This window comes from Pseudomonas sp. 300 (genome assembly GCF_055803035.1).
The window spans coordinates 239,122-258,378 of sequence record NZ_JAVLRV010000002.1 but is presented as its reverse complement, the minus strand read 5'-3'; the positions used below and the strand labels follow the sequence as shown (position 1 = coordinate 258,378).

The 19,257-nt window shown below is 60.7% G+C and carries 18 protein-coding genes and 2 pseudogenes; 5 read left to right on the top strand and 15 right to left on the bottom strand.

From position 1 onward, the window contains the following. Positions 1-226: 226 nt before the first annotated feature. Entirely contained in the window at positions 227-1,321 is a 1,095-nt protein-coding gene (locus Q7W83_RS07270) for a DUF1615 domain-containing protein (protein WP_150634815.1), read from the bottom strand. Positions 1,322-1,542: 221 nt separating this feature from the next. Here Q7W83_RS07270 and Q7W83_RS07265 point away from each other — a divergent pair, with 221 nt between their 5' ends. Next, positions 1,543-3,078, top strand: a complete 1,536-nt coding sequence (locus tag Q7W83_RS07265) for an FAD-dependent oxidoreductase (protein WP_473655838.1) — start codon at positions 1,543-1,545, stop codon at positions 3,076-3,078. A gap of 33 nt (positions 3,079-3,111) precedes the next feature. On the opposite strand, the gene hemB is transcribed toward Q7W83_RS07265, so the two are convergent. From hemB to Q7W83_RS07250, 3 genes are all read right to left on the bottom strand, one after another. After that, the gene (hemB, locus tag Q7W83_RS07260; RefSeq protein WP_150634229.1) at positions 3,112-4,086 is read right to left on the bottom strand and encodes a porphobilinogen synthase; all 975 of its coding nucleotides are present in this window, start codon (positions 4,084-4,086) and stop codon (positions 3,112-3,114) included. Between the two features lie 245 nt (positions 4,087-4,331). Continuing rightward, a complete protein-coding gene (locus Q7W83_RS07255) occupies positions 4,332-5,174 on the bottom strand; it encodes a PhzF family phenazine biosynthesis protein (RefSeq protein ID WP_150634230.1) in 843 nt (280 codons plus the stop codon). Between the two features lie 33 nt (positions 5,175-5,207). After that, positions 5,208-5,906: a glutathione binding-like protein gene (locus Q7W83_RS07250; RefSeq protein ID WP_150634231.1), complete on the bottom strand. Its 699-nt coding sequence runs from the start codon at positions 5,904-5,906 to the stop codon at positions 5,208-5,210. 367 nt (positions 5,907-6,273) lie between these two features. Between Q7W83_RS07250 and Q7W83_RS07245 the strand changes: the two genes are divergently transcribed. Beyond that, positions 6,274-6,948 carry a histidine phosphatase family protein gene (locus Q7W83_RS07245; protein WP_150634232.1) on the top strand — a complete coding sequence of 225 codons (675 nt, stop codon included), beginning with the start codon at positions 6,274-6,276 and terminating at the stop codon, positions 6,946-6,948. A 153-nt stretch (positions 6,949-7,101) separates the two neighbouring features. On the opposite strand, the gene mnmH is transcribed toward Q7W83_RS07245, so the two are convergent. The 5 genes from mnmH to Q7W83_RS07220 form a co-directional block, all read right to left on the bottom strand. Next, complete coding sequence (gene mnmH / locus Q7W83_RS07240; protein ID WP_150653053.1) at positions 7,102-8,205, bottom strand: tRNA 2-selenouridine(34) synthase MnmH; 1,104 nt, start codon at positions 8,203-8,205, stop codon at positions 7,102-7,104. Beyond that, on the bottom strand, positions 8,205-9,239 hold the full coding sequence (gene selD / locus Q7W83_RS07235; RefSeq protein ID WP_150653052.1) for a selenide, water dikinase SelD: 1,035 nt from the start codon (positions 9,237-9,239) through the stop codon (positions 8,205-8,207). Before selD ends, mnmH begins: the two co-directional genes overlap by 1 nt. A 180-nt stretch (positions 9,240-9,419) precedes the next feature. Continuing rightward, positions 9,420-10,376 (bottom strand): quinone oxidoreductase family protein, encoded by a 957-nt coding sequence (locus Q7W83_RS07230; protein WP_150653051.1) that lies wholly within the window; start codon positions 10,374-10,376, stop codon positions 9,420-9,422. 31 nt (positions 10,377-10,407) lie between these two features. After that, entirely contained in the window at positions 10,408-10,581 is a 174-nt protein-coding gene (locus Q7W83_RS07225; RefSeq protein ID WP_008035179.1) for a DUF1427 family protein, read from the bottom strand. A gap of 93 nt (positions 10,582-10,674) precedes the next feature. Beyond that, on the bottom strand, positions 10,675-11,445 hold the full coding sequence (locus Q7W83_RS07220; protein WP_191630097.1) for an AraC family transcriptional regulator: 771 nt from the start codon (positions 11,443-11,445) through the stop codon (positions 10,675-10,677). Positions 11,446-11,590: 145 nt separating this feature from the next. On the opposite strand from Q7W83_RS07220, the gene Q7W83_RS07215 reads away from it, so the two are divergent. Next, entirely contained in the window at positions 11,591-11,818 is a 228-nt protein-coding gene (locus tag Q7W83_RS07215; RefSeq protein WP_150634237.1) for a DUF6555 family protein, read from the top strand. Positions 11,819-11,930: 112 nt separating this feature from the next. Here Q7W83_RS07215 and Q7W83_RS07210 read toward each other — a convergent pair whose 3' ends face one another. The 3 genes from Q7W83_RS07210 to Q7W83_RS07200 all read right to left on the bottom strand — a co-directional run bounded on the left by Q7W83_RS07210 (position 11,931) and on the right by Q7W83_RS07200 (position 13,149). After that, positions 11,931-12,095: a metallothionein gene (locus Q7W83_RS07210; RefSeq protein ID WP_150634238.1), complete on the bottom strand. Its 165-nt coding sequence runs from the start codon at positions 12,093-12,095 to the stop codon at positions 11,931-11,933. A gap of 107 nt (positions 12,096-12,202) precedes the next feature. Beyond that, positions 12,203-12,655, bottom strand: coding sequence for a DMT family transporter (locus tag Q7W83_RS07205; protein ID WP_150634239.1), 453 nt, complete (start codon positions 12,653-12,655; stop codon positions 12,203-12,205). 2 nt (positions 12,656-12,657) lie between these two features. Beyond that, on the bottom strand, positions 12,658-13,149 hold the full coding sequence (locus tag Q7W83_RS07200; RefSeq protein ID WP_150634240.1) for a DMT family transporter: 492 nt from the start codon (positions 13,147-13,149) through the stop codon (positions 12,658-12,660). Positions 13,150-13,389: 240 nt separating this feature from the next. Here Q7W83_RS07200 and Q7W83_RS07195 point away from each other — a divergent pair, with 240 nt between their 5' ends. Then, a complete protein-coding gene (locus tag Q7W83_RS07195) occupies positions 13,390-14,325 on the top strand; it encodes a LysR family transcriptional regulator (RefSeq protein ID WP_150634241.1) in 936 nt (311 codons plus the stop codon). A 97-nt stretch (positions 14,326-14,422) separates the two neighbouring features. Here Q7W83_RS07195 and Q7W83_RS07190 read toward each other — a convergent pair whose 3' ends face one another. The 3 genes and pseudogenes from Q7W83_RS07190 to Q7W83_RS07180 form a co-directional block, all read right to left on the bottom strand. Further along, positions 14,423-15,178 (bottom strand): methyl-accepting chemotaxis protein, encoded by a 756-nt coding sequence (locus Q7W83_RS07190; protein WP_412071768.1) that lies wholly within the window; start codon positions 15,176-15,178, stop codon positions 14,423-14,425. 102 nt (positions 15,179-15,280) lie between these two features. After that, positions 15,281-16,099, bottom strand: a pseudogene (locus tag Q7W83_RS07185) (cache domain-containing protein); the annotation flags it as partial. 196 nt (positions 16,100-16,295) lie between these two features. Then, positions 16,296-17,612, bottom strand: coding sequence for a Na+/H+ antiporter family protein (locus tag Q7W83_RS07180; protein ID WP_191623760.1), 1,317 nt, complete (start codon positions 17,610-17,612; stop codon positions 16,296-16,298). A gap of 303 nt (positions 17,613-17,915) precedes the next feature. Here Q7W83_RS07180 and Q7W83_RS07175 point away from each other — a divergent pair. Next, positions 17,916-19,205 (top strand): annotated as a pseudogene (locus tag Q7W83_RS07175) (methyl-accepting chemotaxis protein); the annotation flags it as partial. Between the last annotated feature and the right edge of the window lie 52 nt (positions 19,206-19,257).

The window sequence follows — 19,257 nt, the reverse complement described above, 5'->3', positions numbered from 1 at the left end:
CCGACCGTCTGATCGAAAACCGCGTTGCCGAAGGTGGTTCCGACCGTCTGATCGAAAACCGCGTCGCTGAAGGCGGCTCCGATCGTCTGATCGAAAACCGCGTTGCCGAAGGTGGTTCCGACCGTCTGATCGAAAGCCGTGCGGTATGAATGAATGGCTTTGCAGTAACACTCGACAAAAAACCCGGCCTCACCCGCCGGGTTTTTTATGCATTTTTTGAGACCGGTTACTTCCCTGCCCGCGCCATGCAACGCTGATAACGCTCGTCGACCCGTTTGGCAAACCACGCCGTGGTGAGTTTTCGGGTGATTTTCGGGCTCTGCAACACGATCCCCGGCAATACCGCTCGCGGCAATGAACGGCCTTCGGCCTGCTCGGCCAATTCGAAAACCCGCTGATACAACACGCTGTCCTCGAAATCGAGGCTTTTGCCCTTTTCCAGTTGATCCCGAATGGTCGGATTACGCATGCCCAGTTGCTTGCCGAGCGTGCGCACGGCCAATTCCGTGGTGCCGGGCATTATCGAGTCGTAGCGCACCAGATCACCATCCAGTGCCAAAGGAACCCCCGAAGCACGGCTCACCGCGTTCTGAAACGCGGCGTTTCGGCTGGCGTACCAACCGGCATTGAAATCGGCGAAGCGGTACAGCGGCTGCTTGTAACTCACCGGATAACCGAGCAAGTGGGCGATGCCGAAATACAGGCCGCCGCGACGGCTGAAGACTTCATGCCGAATCGTGCCGTCCACCGGGTACGGATAATTCCGCGCCTGCTGCTCGGCGAAGTCGATGCTGACCTGCATCGGCCCACCCGTGTGCACCGGATTGAAACCACCGAACAGCGTACGGCCCATGGGCACCATGCCGATGAAGTCATCGAAAATCGCGCTCAATTCCTTTTCACTGCGCGCGGCATTCAGCCGGTCGCTGTAGCTTTTGCCGGTGCTGGAACGCACTTGCAGCGCACCGCTTACCAGCAGACCGGGGATGTGGACTTTGGCGGCGCGGCGGTCGATTTCCTCACGGGCGATCTTGCCCAGGCCCGGCACCGGCGGGTCCACCTGAAAGGTCGACTCCTGTTCCGTGACCGCCAGTACCGAGCACAGGTTTTGCGTGGACGGATAAATATTTTGTGCAGCAAACGCCACGTAGATGTCCGTGGCCCAGCCTTGGCGGTCGACGGTTTTTGCCGGCAACAGGCGCACGATCTCGGTCTTGACCTCGTCGGGTTTGCGGGCCGGGGCCTCCTGCGGACGCTGGGTCCCGCAACCGGCCAGCACCAACAGCGCTGCGGCGCTCGTGATCAATCGGTTGGCTTGCATGGCACTCCATCAGATCCGTTGAACCGGGTTAACCATACGATCAATCGCATGGCGCAGGCTATGACTGTGCCGACGCGGTACTGTTCCCGGGGGAACGAGCTTGCTCCCAGTGGCTGACTCGATGTTAACGGACGGACCGGCTGGCGCAGGCGCCATCGATGGCCTTCAATTAAAGCTCACCGCCTGATCCCACGGCGCCTGCCAATGCGTTGGGAACCCCCATGAACCGTAGCGACGTTCTGATCATCGGCGCCGGCCCCACCGGGTTGGTCCTGGCGTTATGGCTTAGCAAACTGGGAATCCGCGTGCGGATTCTCGATAAGACCTCGGCCCCCGGCACCACGTCCCGGGCGTTGGCCGTGCAAGCCCGCACACTGGAACTGTATCGCCAGCTCGACCTTGGCGACGCCGTGATAAAGGGCGGTCATCGCGTGGCGGCGGCCAATTTCTGGGTCAAGGGTGAACCTGTGGCGCGCTTGCCGTTGAACCGGGTTGGCGAAGGACTGACGCCGTACGCGTTCCTCGAAATCTTCCCTCAGGACGAGCATGAGCGGCTGCTGATCGAGCGTCTGGAGACCTTTGGCATCCAGGTCGAGCGCAACACCGAGCTGGAGAGCTTCGAGGAAACCGGCGACGGCATCACCGCAAGGTTGCGCTTGCCCGATGGTCAACAGGAAACCTGTCAGGCCTGTTACCTGACCGGTTGCGATGGCGCCCGCTCGTTAGTGCGCAAAACCCTCGACACCGGATTTCCCGGCGGCACCTACCAGCAGATTTTCTACGTGGCCGACGTGCAGGCCAGCGGTCCGGCGCTCAATGGCGAGCTGCACCTGGACCTTGATGAGGCGGACTTTCTCGCGGTGTTTCCCCTCACGGGCGAAGGTCGCGCGCGGCTGATCGGAACGGTTCGCGACGAACGCGCCGAGCACGCCGAAACCCTGAAGTTTGAAGACGTCAGCCACCGCGCCATCGAACACCTGAAGGTGCAGATCGAACAGGTGAACTGGTTCTCGACCTATCGCGTGCATCATCGGGTGGCCGATCACTTTCGCAGCGGTCGCGTGTTTCTCTTGGGCGACGCGGCTCATGTCCACAGCCCGGCTGGCGGTCAGGGCATGAACACCGGGATTGGCGATGCCATCAACCTCGCCTGGAAACTCGCGGCCGTGTTGAGCGGCGGTGCTGCCCCGCATCTGCTCGACACGTATGAAACCGAGCGCATCGCCTTTGCCCGCAAACTGGTCGCCACCACCGACCGGGTGTTCAGTTTCGTCACGGCCGAAGGACGCATGGCAGATTTGCTGCGCACCCGTCTGGCGCCGTTCCTGTTGCCGAAAATGGCCTCGTTCGAGACCTCCCGGGAATTCCTGTTTCGCACGGTGTCGCAACTCACCCTCAACTATCGTGGAATGCCGTTAAGCACCGGCGTTGCCGGGCACGTTCACGGTGGCGACCGCTTGCCCTGGGCGCACGATGGTGAAGGGGATAATTTCGGGCCCCTGAAGTGCCCGAACTGGCAGGTGCATGTGTACGGCGACACCAGCGACGAAATGATTGCCTGGTGCAATGAACATCATCTGCCGTTGCATGTGTTTGACTGGCGGCCGGCCTTTGAAGCGGCCGGCCTGGGGCGTAACGGTTTTTACCTGTTGCGGCCGGATACCTATGTGGCGATTGCCGAGACCTGCTCGGACCCGAAAGTGATTGCGCGGTACTTCCGGGATCGCGGGATACGGCCGTTTTTTGGTTCTAACTGATTCACACCGTCCCACAGGGTCTTGTGTGTGGATTCAGATCCCGGCCAGGGCCAGGTCCATCGCGAAGTAGGTGAAGATCAAATCCGCCCCCGCCCGCTTGATCGCCCCAAGGCTCTCGCGCACAACGCGATCCTCATCGATTGCCCCGGCCTGCGCGCCGAACTTGATCATCGCGTACTCGCCGCTGACCTGATACGCCGACAGCGGCAGGCGGGAAACCTCGCGAATGTCGCGAATGATGTCGAGGTACGCGCCAGCCGGTTTGACCATCAGTGCGTCGGCACCTTCCTGCTCGTCCATCAGCGATTCACGCACCGCTTCGCGGCGGTTCATCGGGTTCATTTGATAGCTTTTTCGGTCACCCTTGAGCGCGCTGCCGCCAGCCTCGCGGAACGGGCCGTAGAGCGCCGAGGCAAATTTTGTCGAATAGGCCATGATCGCAGTCTGGGTGAAACCGGCGTCATCCAGCGCCCGGCGAATCGCCTGCACCTGGCCGTCCATTGCTGCCGACGGCGCGATCACATCAGCACCGGCACGGGCTGCAGCGACGGCTTGTTTGCCAAGGTTGATCAGGGTCTGGTCGTTGTCGACTTCGTGGTTGTGCAGCACGCCGCAGTGACCGTGACTGGTGTACTCACAAAAGCAGGTGTCGGACATCACGATCATGTCCGGCACTGCGTCCTTGGCGATGCGCGACATGCGCGAGACCAGGCCATTCTCGCTCCAGGTGTCGCTGCCGCTGCTGTCCAGATGATGAGACACGCCGAAGGTCATCACCGACTTGATCCCCGCACGGGCATAACGCTCGATCTCGCCGGCCAGTTTCGATTCCGGTATCCGCATCACGCCGGGCATGCTCTTGATCGGCACGAAGTCGTCGATTTCTTCCTCGACGAAAATCGGCAGCACCAGGTCGTTCAGGCTGAATTCGGTTTCCTGGAACAGGCTGCGCAGGCTCGCATTGCGGCGCAGACGGCGTGGACGTGCTTCGGGGAACTGACTGGACATGGGGTTTCCTGAAAACGGAGGACAAGACGAAAGTCGTAAGGGGGCGAAAGCTTATGCCCTGTGGGTGCCAGTGACAAACCTCGATGTAGGAAAATCCATTACCTGTTTGGCAACAATTCCCGCATCCACACAAAACACTGTGGGAGCGGCGGTGCGACGATTCGACTTGCTCGCGATAGCGGTGGGTCAGTCAACATAGATGCTGGATGATCCGGCCTCATCGCGGGCAAGCCCGCTCCCACAGGTCATAGCGTCAGGGTTCCGGAGATACAGGTCACGACGGAGCCACCAATCCAGATTTCATCGCCTACCTGATCGACCTGAATACGTCCCGCGCGGCCCATCGTCAGGCCCTGGCTGACCACGTAGGACGCCGGCGCCAGCCCCTCGCCGAGCAACCACTGGGCGATCCCGGCATTCAAGCTGCCCGTGGCGGGGTCTTCCGGCATGCCGTCGCCAGAGATGAACGCGCGCACTTCGAACTGTGCGTCATCGCCGTCACGCTCGGGATGCCACGGCGCGATCACGCCGACCGCGAGGCCAAGCATCTGCGTATGGTCCGGTTGCAGGTCCAGCACCTGCTGGCGATCCTCGACCATCACCGCCAGCCAGCCCGCGCCGTTATCAACCCACTGCGCCCGCACGATGGCGTCCGGTTCCAGCCTGAGCCCGCGCCGCACGCGCGCCATGACATCGGCCTCCACCGGTCCGGTCTTGAGCAGTGGCGGTGCGAGAAAAGCCAGCTCCGCGCCTTGTCGACGCACCCGCACCAGGCCAACACCGCATTCCTGAATGATCTCCTCGCCCTTGGGCACGCCACCGGCTTCGAGCCAGGCATGACAAGTGCCCAGGGTCGGGTGACCGGCGAACGGCAATTCGCTCAGCGTGGTGAAAATCCGCACCCGGTAATCGGCCCGAGGGTCCTGCGGTGCGAGGATGAACGTGGTTTCACTGAGGTTGGTCCACGTGGCGAACGCCGCCATGCGCTCATCGCTGAGCTCGTCGGCGCCGAACACAACGGCCAACGGATTGCCCTTGAGCGCGACGCGGCTGAAGACATCTACTTGCTTGAAATCGAATGAATGCATGGCCTGCCTTGGTCCTGATGAAATCGAAACGTCCTATTTGGGAATTTCCAGCCCGCGCATCACTGCTGGACGTGCGAGGAAGCGCTCCAGCACCCGAGTTACGTTCGGGAAATCCTTGATGCCCACCAGATCGCCCGCTTCATAGAAACCGATCAGGTTGCGCACCCACGGGAATGTCGCGATGTCGGCGATGGTGTAGCGCTCGCCCATGATCCAGTCGCGCCCCTGCAGACGTCCATCAAGAACTTTTAACAAACGTTTACTTTCCTCGACATAGCGATCCCGAGGACGTTTGTCTTCGTATTCCTTGCCGGCGAATTTGTTGAAAAAGCCGAGCTGGCCAAACATCGGTCCGATACCCCCCATCTGAAACATCAGCCACTGGATCGTCTCGTAACGCGCCGCCGATTCCTGGGCCAGCAATTGCCCGCTCTTGTCCGCTAGGTAGATCAGAATCGCCCCGGATTCGAACAGCGGCAGCGGCTTGTCGTCCGGGCCGTGGGGGTCGAGGATCGCCGGGATCTTGTTGTTGGGGTTCAGCGAAAGAAACTCGGGCGACAACTGGTCATTGGTGTCGAAGCCCACGCGATGCGGCTCGTAGGGCAGGCCGATCTCTTCGAGCATGATCGACACTTTGACGCCGTTGGGGGTCGGCAGTGAATAAAGCTGAATCCACTCAGGGTATTGGGCTGGCCATTTCTGGGTGATGGGGAAAGCAGAAAGATCGGTCATCGCAAGGATCCACGAAGAGATTGAGAGACACGATCATAGTGTGAGTGGCCGCAGGCTGCGATGTCCGGCGTATCGATATTGATGATTATCAAGATCAATGCATTGCAGCGTTCTGCGGAGCCGACCCGTGTACCGTGTCCACAAATCCGCAACATCCTGTCGATAACCTCTGCTCCAACCCGTTCATGGTTATCGGTAGATTGCTGCGCACGCCGCCGGAATCGAACCAAACGGGCTTCAGTGGACTCTGAGTGTTGCCCTTTCGGAAACGGACCGGCTCAACGACATGGAAAACACCCGACGCTGGGAGCGCGGGGTGTAAAGGTTTGTCAGCCTTAACCGAATGCGCTGAAGAAACCCTTATTCCATGATGAACCCTATGAAACTGGTCCAACGCTTCAAGCATCGCGCTTATGTCGTGCTGCCCACCTTGCTGGCAATCAGTGCGCTATTCCTGTCGCTTGAAGTCCGTGAAAGCCGCGCCCAGCCGGCTGACGGCACCCAGACGCTGGTCTTCCTGCGCCACGCGGAAAAACCCGCCGGCGGCCTCGGTCAGCTCAATTGCCAGGGCCTGAACCGCGCCATCGATCTGGCCACCCTGCTCCCGGAAAAATTCGGCAAGGCCAACTACGTTTTTGCGGCCAACCCGACGCGCAATGTCGAGGAAGGCGAACTGGATAACTCCTACAGCTACATTCGTCCTCTGATGACCATCAGCCCCAGCGCCATCAAGCTCGGTTTGCCGGTGAACATCAATTTCTCGGCCAACGACACCAGCGACCTGGCCGACGAACTGCTCCATGACAAATATCACAACTCGGTGATCTACACCGCGTGGTCCCACGGCTACCTGCCCGAGCTGATCAACAAGGTCGCGGGCGAAGCGGTCGGCAAGAAACAGAACATCACCGATGACTGGGAATCCAGCGACTACGACTCGCTGTATGTACTCACCCTGACCTGGCACAACGGCAAGGCCAGCCTGCAGAGCCACAACTACAAGCAAGGCCTGGATAACGGTCAGGAAACCTGCCCGACTTGAGGGTGATGGTTCAAATCTTGTAGCGGCTGTCAGGGCCCTATCGCGAGCAGGCTCGCTCCCACATTGGATCTTCAGTGGACATGAATTAAGTGTCCGACAGAAACCAAATGTGGGAGCGAGCCTGCTCGCGATGAGGCCGGAAAAATCAACACATCACCCCGGGCGATGGCCACGCGCTTGCAGGTATTCGATAACCGCTCCCCGCTCCCCGGCAAACTCGATCCGCGCCCCCTTCTTCTCCCGCTGAAACGCATACATCGGGTCGTAATACTCACCCAGCAACCCATCAATCCAGCCCCGGTGCAAATCCACCGCCCCGCTGCGCGCCTGCTCCGCCAGCGCATCCTCCATCAGGATCAACATCCGCCGATGACGCTCGCCACCCAGTCGCTTCTGAACGTTGTTCAGGCTCGCCAGCAAACGCTCGGAAAACAGCGCGAAACCTTCTTCGCCATGCACGTCGTTGAACTCGGCAGACAAGTCCACCACGTAATCACGCAGGATGCGTTCAACCCGCCCTGCACGGCTGTCTTCGAGCCAGACCATCGGAAATTGCTGCATGCCCTGATACAGCGCCAACGGCAACGCGCAACTGCCGATCGCACGGCTTTCATCTTCCAGCACAAACTGCTCGATACCGCGGCTGCGCTTCTTCAGCACGTCCACGGCCAGGCGGTTTTCAAAATCGATGTTGGACGGCTGGCCCGTGGCGCGCTTGCCGAAACTGGAGCCGCGATGGTTGGCGTGGCCTTCAAGGTCCAGGCCGTTACGCAGCTGCGTGAGCACTTCGGTCTTGCCGGTGCCGGTCATGCCGCCCAGCAGGACGAAATCACATTGAGCCATCGTCTGATCGATCGTCTCCAACAGGAAACTACGCATGGCCTTGTAGCCACCGCCGACCCGCGGATAATCGATACCCGCCTCACTCTTCAGCCATTGCTGAACGATCTGCGAGCGCAAGCCACCGCGAAAACAATACAAAAGCCCCTCGGGATGAGCCCGGGCAAAATCGGCCCAGGCCTGAATTCGCGCGGCCTGGATCTCGCCAGACACCAACTGATGCCCCAACGTAATGGCCGCCTGCTGACCCTGCTGCTTGTAGCAAGTGCCGACCCGCTGCCGCTCGCTGTCGTTCATCAGCGGCAGATTGATCACTCCGGGGAAGGAACCCTTGATGAATTCGACCGGCGCGCGGGTATCCATCATCGGCCGGTCATTGAGGAAAATGTCGCGGTAATCGGTGAAATCGCTGGACATCAAAACACCTCGACCGCGTTCGTCTGTCGCTCGACCAGTTCACCGATCGGCGCAAGGGTCAGGCCCAGTTCGGCAGCGACGCTGAGGAATTGATCGTTGCCCTCGGGCGTGACCGCCACCAGCAGGCCACCGCTGGTTTGCGGATCGCAGAGCACGAGTTTGTGCATTTCCTGCAGTCGCCCGAGTTTGCTGGCGTAGCTGTCGAAATTGCGCAGCGTCCCGCCCGGCACGCAACCCTGGTCGAGGTAGTACTCGACACCCGGCAGGCGCGGCACGCGGTCGTATTCGATGCGCGCCGTGAGGTTGCTGCCGTCGGCCATTTCCACCAGGTGCCCGAGCAGGCCGAAACCGGTGACATCGGTCATCGCGGTCACGCCGTCGAGCTTGCCGAAACGGCTGCCGGGCTTGTTGAGGGTGCACATCCAGTCGCGGGCCAGGCCGATGTCGGCGTGGCGCAACTTGCCCTTTTTCTCGGCGGTAGTGAGGATGCCAATGCCCAGGGGCTTGGTGAGGTAGAGCAGGCAACCGGCGGTGGCCGTGTCGTTGCGCTTCATGTGGCGCTTTTCCACCAGCCCGGTGACAGCCAGGCCGAAGATCGGCTCCGGCGCATCGATGGAGTGCCCGCCCGCCAACGGGATGCCGGCTTCATCGCACACCGAGCGCCCGCCGCGAATCACTTCCCGGGCAATCTCCGGCGCCAGCACATTCACCGGCCAGCCAAGGATCGCGATGGCCATCAACGGATCGCCGCCCATGGCGTAGATGTCGCTGATGGCATTGGTGGCGGCGATGCGGCCGAAATCGAACGGATCGTCGACGATGGGCATAAAGAAATCGGTGGTCGAGACCACGCCGCGCTCTTCATCGATGGCATACACCGCCGCGTCATCGCGCGAGGCATTGCCGACCCAGAGCCGGGGGTCAAGGTTCTGCGCCCCGCTGCCGGCCAGAATCACTTCCAGCACCTGGGGGGAAATCTTGCAGCCACAGCCTGCGCCGTGGCTGTATTGGGTCAAACGGATCGGCTCGCTCATCGGGTGCACCTTGTGAAGTCAGTGCGGACGAGTCTACAGCAAGGTCATTTTGAGGGGCTTTAACGAACGACAAAACCCTGTGGAAGCTGGCTTGCCAGCGATGAGGCGCTTGAGGCGCTTGAGGCTTGCATCGCTGCCGAAGCCGCCATCGCTGGCAAGCCAGCTCGCACAGTGGTTGGGTTATGGCAACAAAATCACCTTGTCGCCACTGCCCTGATTCACTTCGGCATAACGTTCCAACCCTTCGGCCAGCGGCGATTCAAACAACCCTTGCGGCAACGGCAACAGGTCCTGATCGAAGAACCGGCCGAACTGATCGAGCATCGCCGCGCACGCCTGCACGCCGTACAGAAGCGAGTTGATCCCCACCACCGAACCGCCCTTGCGGTACAGCGCCAGGGCCGGCAACTGCACCAGGCCATCCACCGGCGCGGCAATGATCGCGATACGGCCGAACGCTGCCAACGCAGGGACGGAGGCCGGTAGCCAGAACCCGGTGGTGTCAAAAATCACGTCGGCGCCGCCGGTGTAGACCGCGTTGACCTGTGCTCCCAAGTCCTCGGGTTTATCCAGTTGCAACGTTTGATACCCCTGAGCCTGCAAGTCCTTGACCTGCTCCGGCCGACGCGCCGCCGCCAGCACCTGGGCGCCACGCACCTTGGCCAGCGCCAACGCGGCACTGCCGACCGCCCCGCCACCAATCACCAATAGCCGCGTTTGTGCGTTCACCAGACTGCGTTCCAGCGCATCCCACGCCGTGGTGTAAGGCACGCCGAGGCTGGCGGCCTGGGCAAAACTCAGGTGCGTCGGTTTGCGCGCCACGCCGTTGGCCGGCAACTTGACGAATTGCGCATGGGAGCCGTCGGCGAAAAAGCCCAATTCACGGCCGGTGCCCCACACTTCCTGACCGATCAGCGCCTGCGGGCCTTTGACGACTACACCCGCAAAATCACGCCCGGGAATCCGTGGCAACGTGGTGTAGGGAAAACGCCCCAGCACATTCTTCACATCGCTGGGGTTGAGGCCGGCGGCCTTGATTTGCACCAGCACTTCATCGGCGCCGGGCACGGGGGTTGGAACCTCGACATAGCGCAGGGCCGAGAGGTCGCCGGTTTTGTCGAACTGCAATGCTTTCATGGGAATGTTCCATCGAACCAGGAAGGTGATTTCAGGAGATCCAGCCAGTGACCAGCTGCCGGCCCATAGGCCATAACTTTTCACCGGCGAGCATGCCCAGCAGGCCCACCAGCGCAATGGCCGGTGGTGCGGGGGAACGAAAATCCAGCGCGCCGTAAAGCAAACCGACGCCCAGACCGATGACCAGTGAGATGAGGTAGCTCATGGCAGACTCCGTGGGCAATTGAGGTATGCCCAAAGTCTAAAGGCCGGTATCAGCGAGCATCGGCCAAGTGCTTCTGAATATCGGCCAAAACACCTACAGAGTCGTGCAGAACTGCGAAGGCGCAACCCCCAGTTCCCGACGGAACATGTCACTGAAGCTGCTCGGCGAATAGCCCAGGTCCCGGGCAATCGCACTGACCGGCACACCCTGGATCAACTCCCCGACCGCGGTCGCCAGTTGCACCTGCCGCCGCCACTCGGCGAAGCCCATGCCCAGACCGTCCTTGAACAGCCGCGCCAGGGTACGCACGCTGGCCCCGGCGCTTTGCGCGTGATGTTCGAAGGGAATGTCCAGCGATGGCGCGGCCATGACCGCCTGACACAGGTTCATCAGGCGTCGGTCAGAATCATCCGGTAACGGGATTTTCAGCAGAGAACGCTTGGCGCGCCTGAGCTCCAGCAGTGCCAGGCCGACCAGCGCCTCGTAATACTCCGCCGCACCGTCGTCGCCTTGCTCCACCAGCCCGACGATGAGTTCACGCAGCAACCCGCCCACTTCGATCACCTGAACCGTAGCGTCCAGCGTCGCTGCCAATGACGGCCGCAAGTAGATGTTGCGCATCTGCAGATCCGAGACCACGCGAATGCCGTGGGGCACGCCCGGTGGCAGCCATACCGCCCGTTGCGGCGGCACCACCAACGCCTCATGCGGCGTTTCGACCCACATCACCCCGCTCATCGCATACAACAACTGGCCCCAGACATGCTCGTGGGGCTCAATGAACAACCCGCGCGGATAGGTGCGCGCCAGCGGTTGCACGGGCACATCGGTGTCACTCAGATCGGGGGGCGCGGCAAGGGCCATGGTCAGCATTCATTGGGGTTTTCAGAAAATGCATGGTAACCAGCCGCAAGCCTTGTCGCCACTGGCCGCAGCCGCCTGACAATCCGACTGAATTTTCCGCCCCCCAAATGATCCTTTTAATACCACAGGGAGGAATACGGGCTTTATGAACAACGCAAAACTTTTCGTCATTGAATACACCCTTCATGGCGACCCCAAGTCTTTCATCATTCGCCTGGACAAAATGGACAATGCGGAGGCATGGCATTGGGCGAGTTGCGACGCCGGCGTAGGCCGGATCCCGCGCTTTGGACGGGAGAAGGTGCAAAAGACCAGCAAGCCGATGGCGGAAAAATTCGGCGTGGAAAACGTAACGTGGCGGCCAGCGAGTTAACGCCCCTTATTTTTCAGGAGCGAGCTTGCTCGCGATGGCCTTGAGAGCGGCGCGTACATTCAGAAAATACGCGTTGTCGTTGAGGCCATCGCGAGCAAGCACGCGCCTACAGTCAGCGCTTGGCGCACTTGCAGCCTTTGCTCGCGCATTCTTCACCGTGTTCATGGTGCTTGGCGCAGGCTTCACAGCAGTAGTGTTTGCCGTGACGCGCGATCGGATGCTGGCCGAGTTTGCAGTTACATTTCGGGCAGTCGCAGATGCTTTCACTGTCAATCATGAGTCTGACTCCTGAGGTGGTGGTCGTCGGGGCTTGAAGCTACAACCCGTCTCACCAGTGTAGGAGTTGCCACAAACGACGCATGACAACTGTAGGAGCAACAGCCGTCAGGCCTGGCGGGTATTGCTGCGATACATCAACACCAACGCCAACCCGAGCAACACCATCGCCAGAATCCGGCTGCCGGACAGCTCGATCTGCGGGTTGCCCAGCCAGCCGAAGTTATCGATCAGCATCCCCATGCCCAACTGCCCGACGATCACCGCGACCGTCGCCACCGCCGTACCCACCCGCGGTACCGCTCCCACCATCACCATCATGTACACCACGCCGAACAGCGCGCCGCTGAGCTGCCATTTCGGCACGTCCAGCAGGCTCATGGCATGGGCCGGCTCGAAAAACAGGATTAGCAACCCGGTGCTCACCGCCCCCACCACGAACGTCAGCAAACTGCTGCGCAGCACACCGACCGTTTCGCCCAGACGTCCATTGATGGCGGCCTGAACACTCAACACCGCACCGGCGGCCACGACCACCGCCAACAAAATAATCAGATTCATCATCAACCCCGCGCAATCAGAACAAGTGCCGCGACAATCAGCAGCAAGGCCAGCCAACGTTCACCGTTGACCTTTTTACGGGTGGCGCCGAACCAGCCGAAGTGGTCGATCAACACGCTTTTACCGACCTGCCCGGACAGGATCGCAATCATCGTCATCGCAATGCCGATGTGCGGCGTGGCCAGGGTCAGCACCACCACGTACATCGGCCCGAGGAAACCACCGAGCAACTGCCAGCGCGGCAAGTCGCTGAAGGCCGGCCCTTTTTTCGGACCACTAAACAACAGCAGTAAAAACAGGATCGCCGAGCCGACGCCGAAGATGCTCAACGTCGCCCACAAGTGACCGACCTGAACCCCCAGCGGCCCGAGGAGACCGGCCTCCACGGACAGCCCCATACCGGCCAGGATCACCAGAGGCAGCAGTAAAAGCCGCAACCCCGGTTTGGTCGCTGGTGTTGTGGCAACGCCCACGTCGATTGAAGAAGATTGCATGAATGAACACCTGCCAGTTATCAGAAAAAACACCGTCCCTTGTGGGGGCGAGCCTGCTCGCGATAGCGATTTGTCAGTCACATTGATGTTGGATGTCTGGCCGCTATCGCGAGCAGGCTCGCTCCCACATGGGTTTTGTGGAGTCAGTGGAATAGGCGCGCATTATCGGCTGGCACTGCTTTGCGATAAATGGGAGCATCCTGACAACACTTTTGCGTAACTCGCACAGCAGGACACTTCATGCACGGGCTCCACGAATTGGGATTCAAGGCACTTCGGCTGTTTGTCGCCGTACTCGACCACGGCAGTTTCTCTGAAGTCGCCCGTCGCGAAGGCCTGGCGCCGTCGTCGATTTCCCGGCAGATCCAGTTGATGGAACAGCTGCTGAACCAACAATTGCTCTACCGCCACACCCGCGCGGTCACGCCCACCGAAGCCGGGCGCATGCTCGGCCACCATGCCCGATTGGTGCTGGTGCAACTGGAAGAAGCCGAGCAAGCCTTGCAGGAACAGCAAAGCGAACCCAGCGGGCTGGTGCGTATCAACGCCCCCGTGGTGTTCGGGCAACGGCACCTGACGCCATGGCTGGGGCGTTTATGCGAGCGTTATCCAAAGCTGCAACTGGATATCCAGCAGACCGACAGCTACATCGACCCGCTACAGGAAGGCACCGACCTGCTGTTTCGTATCGGTCCGCTGCACGACTCAAGCATGCAGGCGCGCATTCTGGCGCCGCATCGTTTTCAAGTCGCAGCAAGCCCGGCTTATCTGGAGCGTCATGGCGTCCCGCAACACCCCGAAGACCTCGCGGCCCATCAGTGCCTGGCCTACAAAGGTGTGACAGGCCAGCAGCGTTGGTTTTTCCGCCAGAATCAGCAGGACTGGACGCCCTACTCGGTGAAAGGCCCGATCACCGGCAACCATGCCGACACGCTCACCCAGGCCGCCGAACAAGGTCTGGGGCTGGTGATGTTTCCGTCCTGGCTGATTGGTGAAGCGGTGCGCAACGGCACGCTGGTGCCGGTGCTGGGGGCGTATCAGGTGTCCAACAGCCTCGAACCGCAACAGATCGCCGTGCTCTGGCCCGGGAGCCGGCGGTTGTCGGTCAAGGTGCGCACGGTGATAGATTTTTTTGTCGAATGCTTCGGGACCGTGCCGTACTGGGACAGGCCGTAGAACCTGCAACAACGCAATAACCTGTGGGAGCGGGCTTGCCCGGGTAGAAACCGGAGACATCCTTTACGTTTTAAACCGGAGACATCCTTTACAGGTGTCAGATACGGAACTGTCCGACCAGACTGCCAAGGCGCTGACCCAGATCAGCCAGGCTGCGGGACGTCTGGGCGCCGAGCTGGGTTTCGTCCGCCACGTTGTCCACGGCCACCGCGATCTGATGCACGCTACGGTTGATCTCTTCAGCCACGGCGGTCTGCTCTTCGGCCGCGCTGGCGATCTGCGCGTTCATCGAGTTGATGGTGCCAATCAGCTGAGCCATGGTGTCGAGCGACGCGCCGGCTTGATTGGCCTGTGCGGACGTGCCGTCGCCGGCCTCGCTGGAACGGCGCATCGCTTCCACCGCCGACTGAGTGCCGGCCTGCAAGCGGTCGATCATGCCTTGGATTTCCTGGGTGCTGATTTGCGTGCGGCTGGCCAGCGCCCGCACTTCGTCGGCCACCACCGCGAAGCCACGACCGGCCTCACCGGCGCGAGCAGCTTCGATTGCGGCGTTGAGCGCCAACAGGTTGGTTTGCTCGGCAATTGAACGGATCACCCCGAGCACGCTGACAATCGAAGACACGTCTTTTTGCAGGCTGTCGAGGGACACGCCGCTGCTGCGAATATCGTCGACCAATGCATGAATCTTCACGATGCTGCCGGCCACCACACGCTTGGCGGCCTGGCCTTCTTCGTCGGTCTGCTGCGCCGCCACTGCCGCGTTTTGTGCACTTTTCGCCACTTCCTGCGCGGCGGCCGACATTTCGTTGATTGCCGTGGCCACCTGATCGGTTTCGTGACGCTGACGCTCCATCGCCTGATCCGAACGCTGGGCCTGATCGGACACCTGATTCACCAGCCCGGTCAGTTGCGAAGTCATTTCGGTGATCTGGCGCACCAGGCCGTGGATCTTGTCGACAAAACGGTTGAACGAACCGGCAAGCTCGCCCAGCTCATCCTGGCTGGTAATGGTCAGGCGCCGGGTCAGGTCGCCCTCGCCCGCCGCGATGTCGTCGAGGTTGGCTTTCATCAAATTCAGCGGCCGCAGAATGGTGTTGGCCAGCAGCATGCCGGCGGCGGCAATCAGCAACAGCACGACGACAGCGATGCCGATGATGCTCAACAACACGCCTTCCATACGCTCCTGAACCTTGGCTTCGACCACGGCCACTTGCGCCTCGATGCCGTCAAGATTGACCGATGTGCCGACGGCCATGTCCCACTTCGGCAGGTATTCGGTGTAGCCGAGTTTCGGCACCAGCACCTGAGTGTTGCCAGGCAATGGCGAGCTGTATTGCAGGTAATGCGTGCCGTCCTTGGCGACTTTCACCAGGTCGCGGTTGACGTAAACACCGTTCGGATCGCGGTTGTCCTTGAAGCTCTGGCCCACGCCTTCGGGGCTGTTGGCCTTGAACAGGCGCACAGTATTGGAGTCATAGCCGAAGAAGTAACCTTCCTTGCCGTAGCTGATGCTCGACAGCAATTTGATCACCTGGGCCCGCGCCGCGTCATCGCCAGGGGCGGCGGCGTCGTAGAGCGGTTTGATCGCGGTCATGGCCACGGCGACGTAACTTTGCAGGGTGGCCTTGGCGTCGCTGAGCAGGCGTTGGCGCGTCTCCTCGACTTCCTTGCGGGCCTGTTCCTGGAGAACGAACAACGTGGTCAGGCTGATGACCAACGCAAAGAGCAACACCGGGAGAACGGCAAGGGACAGGACTTTAGCCTTCAGGCTCATGCGCATGACGGTTCACTCTTTTGATTTTATTGGCGTGGTTAAAGGCTTTAACGGCACGCCGGATCAAAAGTTGAGTAAAGGTCACATTGATCCCTGTGGGAGCGGGCTTGCCCGCGATAGCGTCGGAACGTTCAGCATCAATGTGACTGAAAGACCGTCATCGCGGGCAAGCCCGCTCCCACAGAATTTGAGGTGGTTATAGGACCATTGCGGCCACCCAGCCGAACGCCAGCAGCGGCAGGTTGTAATGCAGGAAGGTCGGGACCACGGTGTCCCAGATATGGTGATGCTGACCGTCGATGTTCAGGCCGGAGGTGGGGCCGAGCGTCGAGTCGGAAGCCGGCGAACCGGCGTCGCCCAGCGCACCGGCGGTGCCGACGATGCACACGATCGCGATCGGGCTGAACCCCAGTTGCACGCACAGCGGCACGAAAATCGCCGCCAGAATCGGCACGGTGGAAAACGACGAACCGATGCCCATGGTCACCAGCAGACCCACCAGCAACATCAGCAGCGCACCGACGCCTTTGCTGTGGCCGATCCACGACGCCGACGCCTCCACCAGCGTCTGCACCTGGCCGGTGGCTTTCATCACTTCGGCAAACCCCGAGGCGGCGATCATGATGAAACCGATCATCGCCATCATCTTCATGCCTTCGGTGAACAGGTCATCGGTGTCGCGCCATTTCACGATGCCCGACACCGAGAAAATCAAAAAGCCCGCCAGGGCACCGATAATCATCGAGTCCAGCAGCAGCTGAATAATGAACGCTGCCGCGATGGCCACACCCGCAACCATCAGGCTCAGCGGGTTGTACTGCACCGCGACCTGTTCGACCTGCTCAATCTTTTCCAGGTTATAGACGCGTTTCTTGCGGTAGCTGATAAACGCTGCCCCCAGACCCACCACCATGCCCAGCGCCGGAATGCCCATGGCATGGGTGACGTTGATGCCGCTGATATCAACACCGCTGCGGGCCACATTGGCCAGCAGGATTTCATTGAGGAAGATGTTGCCGAAGCCCACTGGCAAGAACATGTACGGGGTGATCAGGCCGAAGGTCATGACGCAGGCGATTAACCGCCGATCCAGTTGCAGCTTGGTCAGCACATACAACAGCGGCGGCACCAGCAACGGAATAAAGGCGATATGTATCGGCAGAATGTTCTGCGAGGCAATGGCCACCACCCACAGCAGGCCGATCAGCAACCACTTCACCGAACCGCCCCCGTTGGCGTGCTGGCGGTCAACCATCGCCAAGGCTTTGTCTGCCAGCGCATGGGCCAGGCCGGACTTGGCAATCGCCACCGCAAACGCGCCGAGCAAGGCATACGACAAGGCCACCGTGGCCCCGCCGCCAAGGCCGCTATTGAAGGCTTTCAGTGTAGCGTCGATGCCCAGGCCACCGGTCAAACCACCCACCAGAGCGCCGATAATCAGCGCGATCACCACGTGCACGCGGGACAGGCTGAGAATCAGCATGATGCCAACCGCGGCAATTACAGCATTAATCATCGTTACCTCAAGGCAAGCGAAATGAGTCCGGCCGGGAGTCTGCACAAAGCCGCCAGCGGGATAAGGAATGGGTTTTATTAGAGGGCGCGCACTGTGCCGGACGGTCAGCGCCTTGTCAAAGCCAACGGCCAGAACGCTACGCGCACGCCCCCTGTAGGAGCTGGCTTGCCAGCTCCTAGAGAGGTTTGCGTAAGGCTGGGATTTCGAACGTGCCTGTTATTCGTTTAACGACATAAAGAAAGCGGATTTGCCGCCGTTACAGTGCAAAGTCTCAGATATTTATCGAATAAGGACGTCTCCATGTCGCTCAGACAACTTTCCATTCAATGGAAAATCACCCTGCTGGCCGGGCTTTGCCTGGCCGGTATCGTGACCTTGCTGGTAGGTCTTTCCCTCTATCGTATGGAGCACAGCTCCGAGCTGGTGAAAGCCTCGAGCATGGAGATGCTCAATGACGCCGCCCAGGCCCGGATCGAATCCCAGGGCGAAAACCAGGCGTTGATTATTCGCCAGCAGTTCATGGACGCCTATCAATATGGCCACGGCTTTTCGCGTCAGGTGTTGTTCCTGCGCGACCAGGCCGAAAAGCGCTTCCTCGATGCCTTCGACCTGCGTGAAGACCTGACCCGCCAGGTCAAGTCTGCGCTGCAAGCCAACCCGGAACTGCTCGGCCTGTCCCTGGTGTTCGAACCCAATGCGCTGGACGGCAAGGACGACCTGTTCGCCGGCCAGGCTGAGCTGGGCAGTAACGACAAGGGCCGTTTCGCGCTCTACTGGTCGCAACCGACGCCCGGCAAGGTGACATCGATGGCGCTGCCCGAAACCGACATGGCCGACACCAGCACCGGCCCCAGCGGCGAGCCCGCCAACGCCTGGTTCACCTGCCCGCGCACTTCGCTCAAGCCCTGTGTGATCGAACCCTACTTCTATGTGATCGACGGCCAGAACGTGTTGATGACCAGCATCGTGTTCCCGCTGATGGTCAATGGCAAAGTCATCGCATCGCTGTCGGTGGACATCAACCTCAACAGCCTGCAAGCGGTCAGTCAGGGCGCCAGCAAAAAACTTTATGACGGCCAGACCAACGTCAGCATCATCAGCCCGGCCGGTTTGCTCGCCGGCTACAGCCCGGACGCCAGCAAACTCAGCCAGCGCCTGGACGCGGTGGATAAAACCAGCGGCGCCGAACTGATCCGCCTGCTCGCCGCCAGCAGCAAAACCGCAAGCCTGCACAGCCAACAGCAGTTGAAAGTGCTGTCGCCGTTCCAGCCGATCCCCGACGGCAAGTCGTGGGGCGTGTTGCTCGACGTGCCGGAAAAAGTCCTGATCGGCCCCGCCGAAGCCCTGAAAAAACAACTCGATGAAAGCAACACCGCCGGCACCTTGGTCGAACTCGGCCTCGGTGTGCTGGCCGCATTGATCGGCCTGTTGCTGGTGTGGCTGATGGCGCGCAGCGTGACCCGACCGATCCTCGGCGTGGCGCACATGCTCGAAGACATCGCCAGTGGTGAGGGCGACCTGACCCGGCGCCTGGCGTATGACAAGAAGGATGAACTGGGCCAGTTAGCCGGCTGGTTCAACCGTTTCCTCGACAAGTTGCAACCGATCATCGCCGAGGTGAAACGCTCGGTGCAGGACGCAC

What these genes read in the sequence shown, in the direction of transcription:
- Q7W83_RS07270 (WP_150634815.1), bottom strand. Translation starts at nt 1,321, where the DNA reads ATGCAAGCCAACCGATTGATCACGAGCGCCGCAGCGCTGTTGGTGCTG.
- Q7W83_RS07265 (WP_473655838.1), top strand. Translation starts at nt 1,543, where the DNA reads ATGAACCGTAGCGACGTTCTGATCATCGGCGCCGGCCCCACCGGGTTG.
- hemB (WP_150634229.1), bottom strand. Translation starts at nt 4,086, where the DNA reads ATGTCCAGTCAGTTCCCCGAAGCACGTCCACGCCGTCTGCGCCGCAAT.
- Q7W83_RS07255 (WP_150634230.1), bottom strand. Translation starts at nt 5,174, where the DNA reads ATGCATTCATTCGATTTCAAGCAAGTAGATGTCTTCAGCCGCGTCGCG.
- Q7W83_RS07250 (WP_150634231.1), bottom strand. Translation starts at nt 5,906, where the DNA reads ATGACCGATCTTTCTGCTTTCCCCATCACCCAGAAATGGCCAGCCCAA.
- Q7W83_RS07245 (WP_150634232.1), top strand. Translation starts at nt 6,274, where the DNA reads ATGATGAACCCTATGAAACTGGTCCAACGCTTCAAGCATCGCGCTTAT.
- mnmH (WP_150653053.1), bottom strand. Translation starts at nt 8,205, where the DNA reads ATGTCCAGCGATTTCACCGATTACCGCGACATTTTCCTCAATGACCGG.
- selD (WP_150653052.1), bottom strand. Translation starts at nt 9,239, where the DNA reads ATGAGCGAGCCGATCCGTTTGACCCAATACAGCCACGGCGCAGGCTGT.
- Q7W83_RS07230 (WP_150653051.1), bottom strand. Translation starts at nt 10,376, where the DNA reads ATGAAAGCATTGCAGTTCGACAAAACCGGCGACCTCTCGGCCCTGCGC.
- Q7W83_RS07225 (WP_008035179.1), bottom strand. Translation starts at nt 10,581, where the DNA reads ATGAGCTACCTCATCTCACTGGTCATCGGTCTGGGCGTCGGTTTGCTT.
- Q7W83_RS07220 (WP_191630097.1), bottom strand. Translation starts at nt 11,445, where the DNA reads ATGGCCCTTGCCGCGCCCCCCGATCTGAGTGACACCGATGTGCCCGTG.
- Q7W83_RS07215 (WP_150634237.1), top strand. Translation starts at nt 11,591, where the DNA reads ATGAACAACGCAAAACTTTTCGTCATTGAATACACCCTTCATGGCGAC.
- Q7W83_RS07210 (WP_150634238.1), bottom strand. Translation starts at nt 12,095, where the DNA reads ATGATTGACAGTGAAAGCATCTGCGACTGCCCGAAATGTAACTGCAAA.
- Q7W83_RS07205 (WP_150634239.1), bottom strand. Translation starts at nt 12,655, where the DNA reads ATGAATCTGATTATTTTGTTGGCGGTGGTCGTGGCCGCCGGTGCGGTG.
- Q7W83_RS07200 (WP_150634240.1), bottom strand. Translation starts at nt 13,149, where the DNA reads ATGCAATCTTCTTCAATCGACGTGGGCGTTGCCACAACACCAGCGACC.
- Q7W83_RS07195 (WP_150634241.1), top strand. Translation starts at nt 13,390, where the DNA reads ATGCACGGGCTCCACGAATTGGGATTCAAGGCACTTCGGCTGTTTGTC.
- Q7W83_RS07190 (WP_412071768.1), bottom strand. Translation starts at nt 15,178, where the DNA reads ATGGAGCGTCAGCGTCACGAAACCGATCAGGTGGCCACGGCAATCAAC.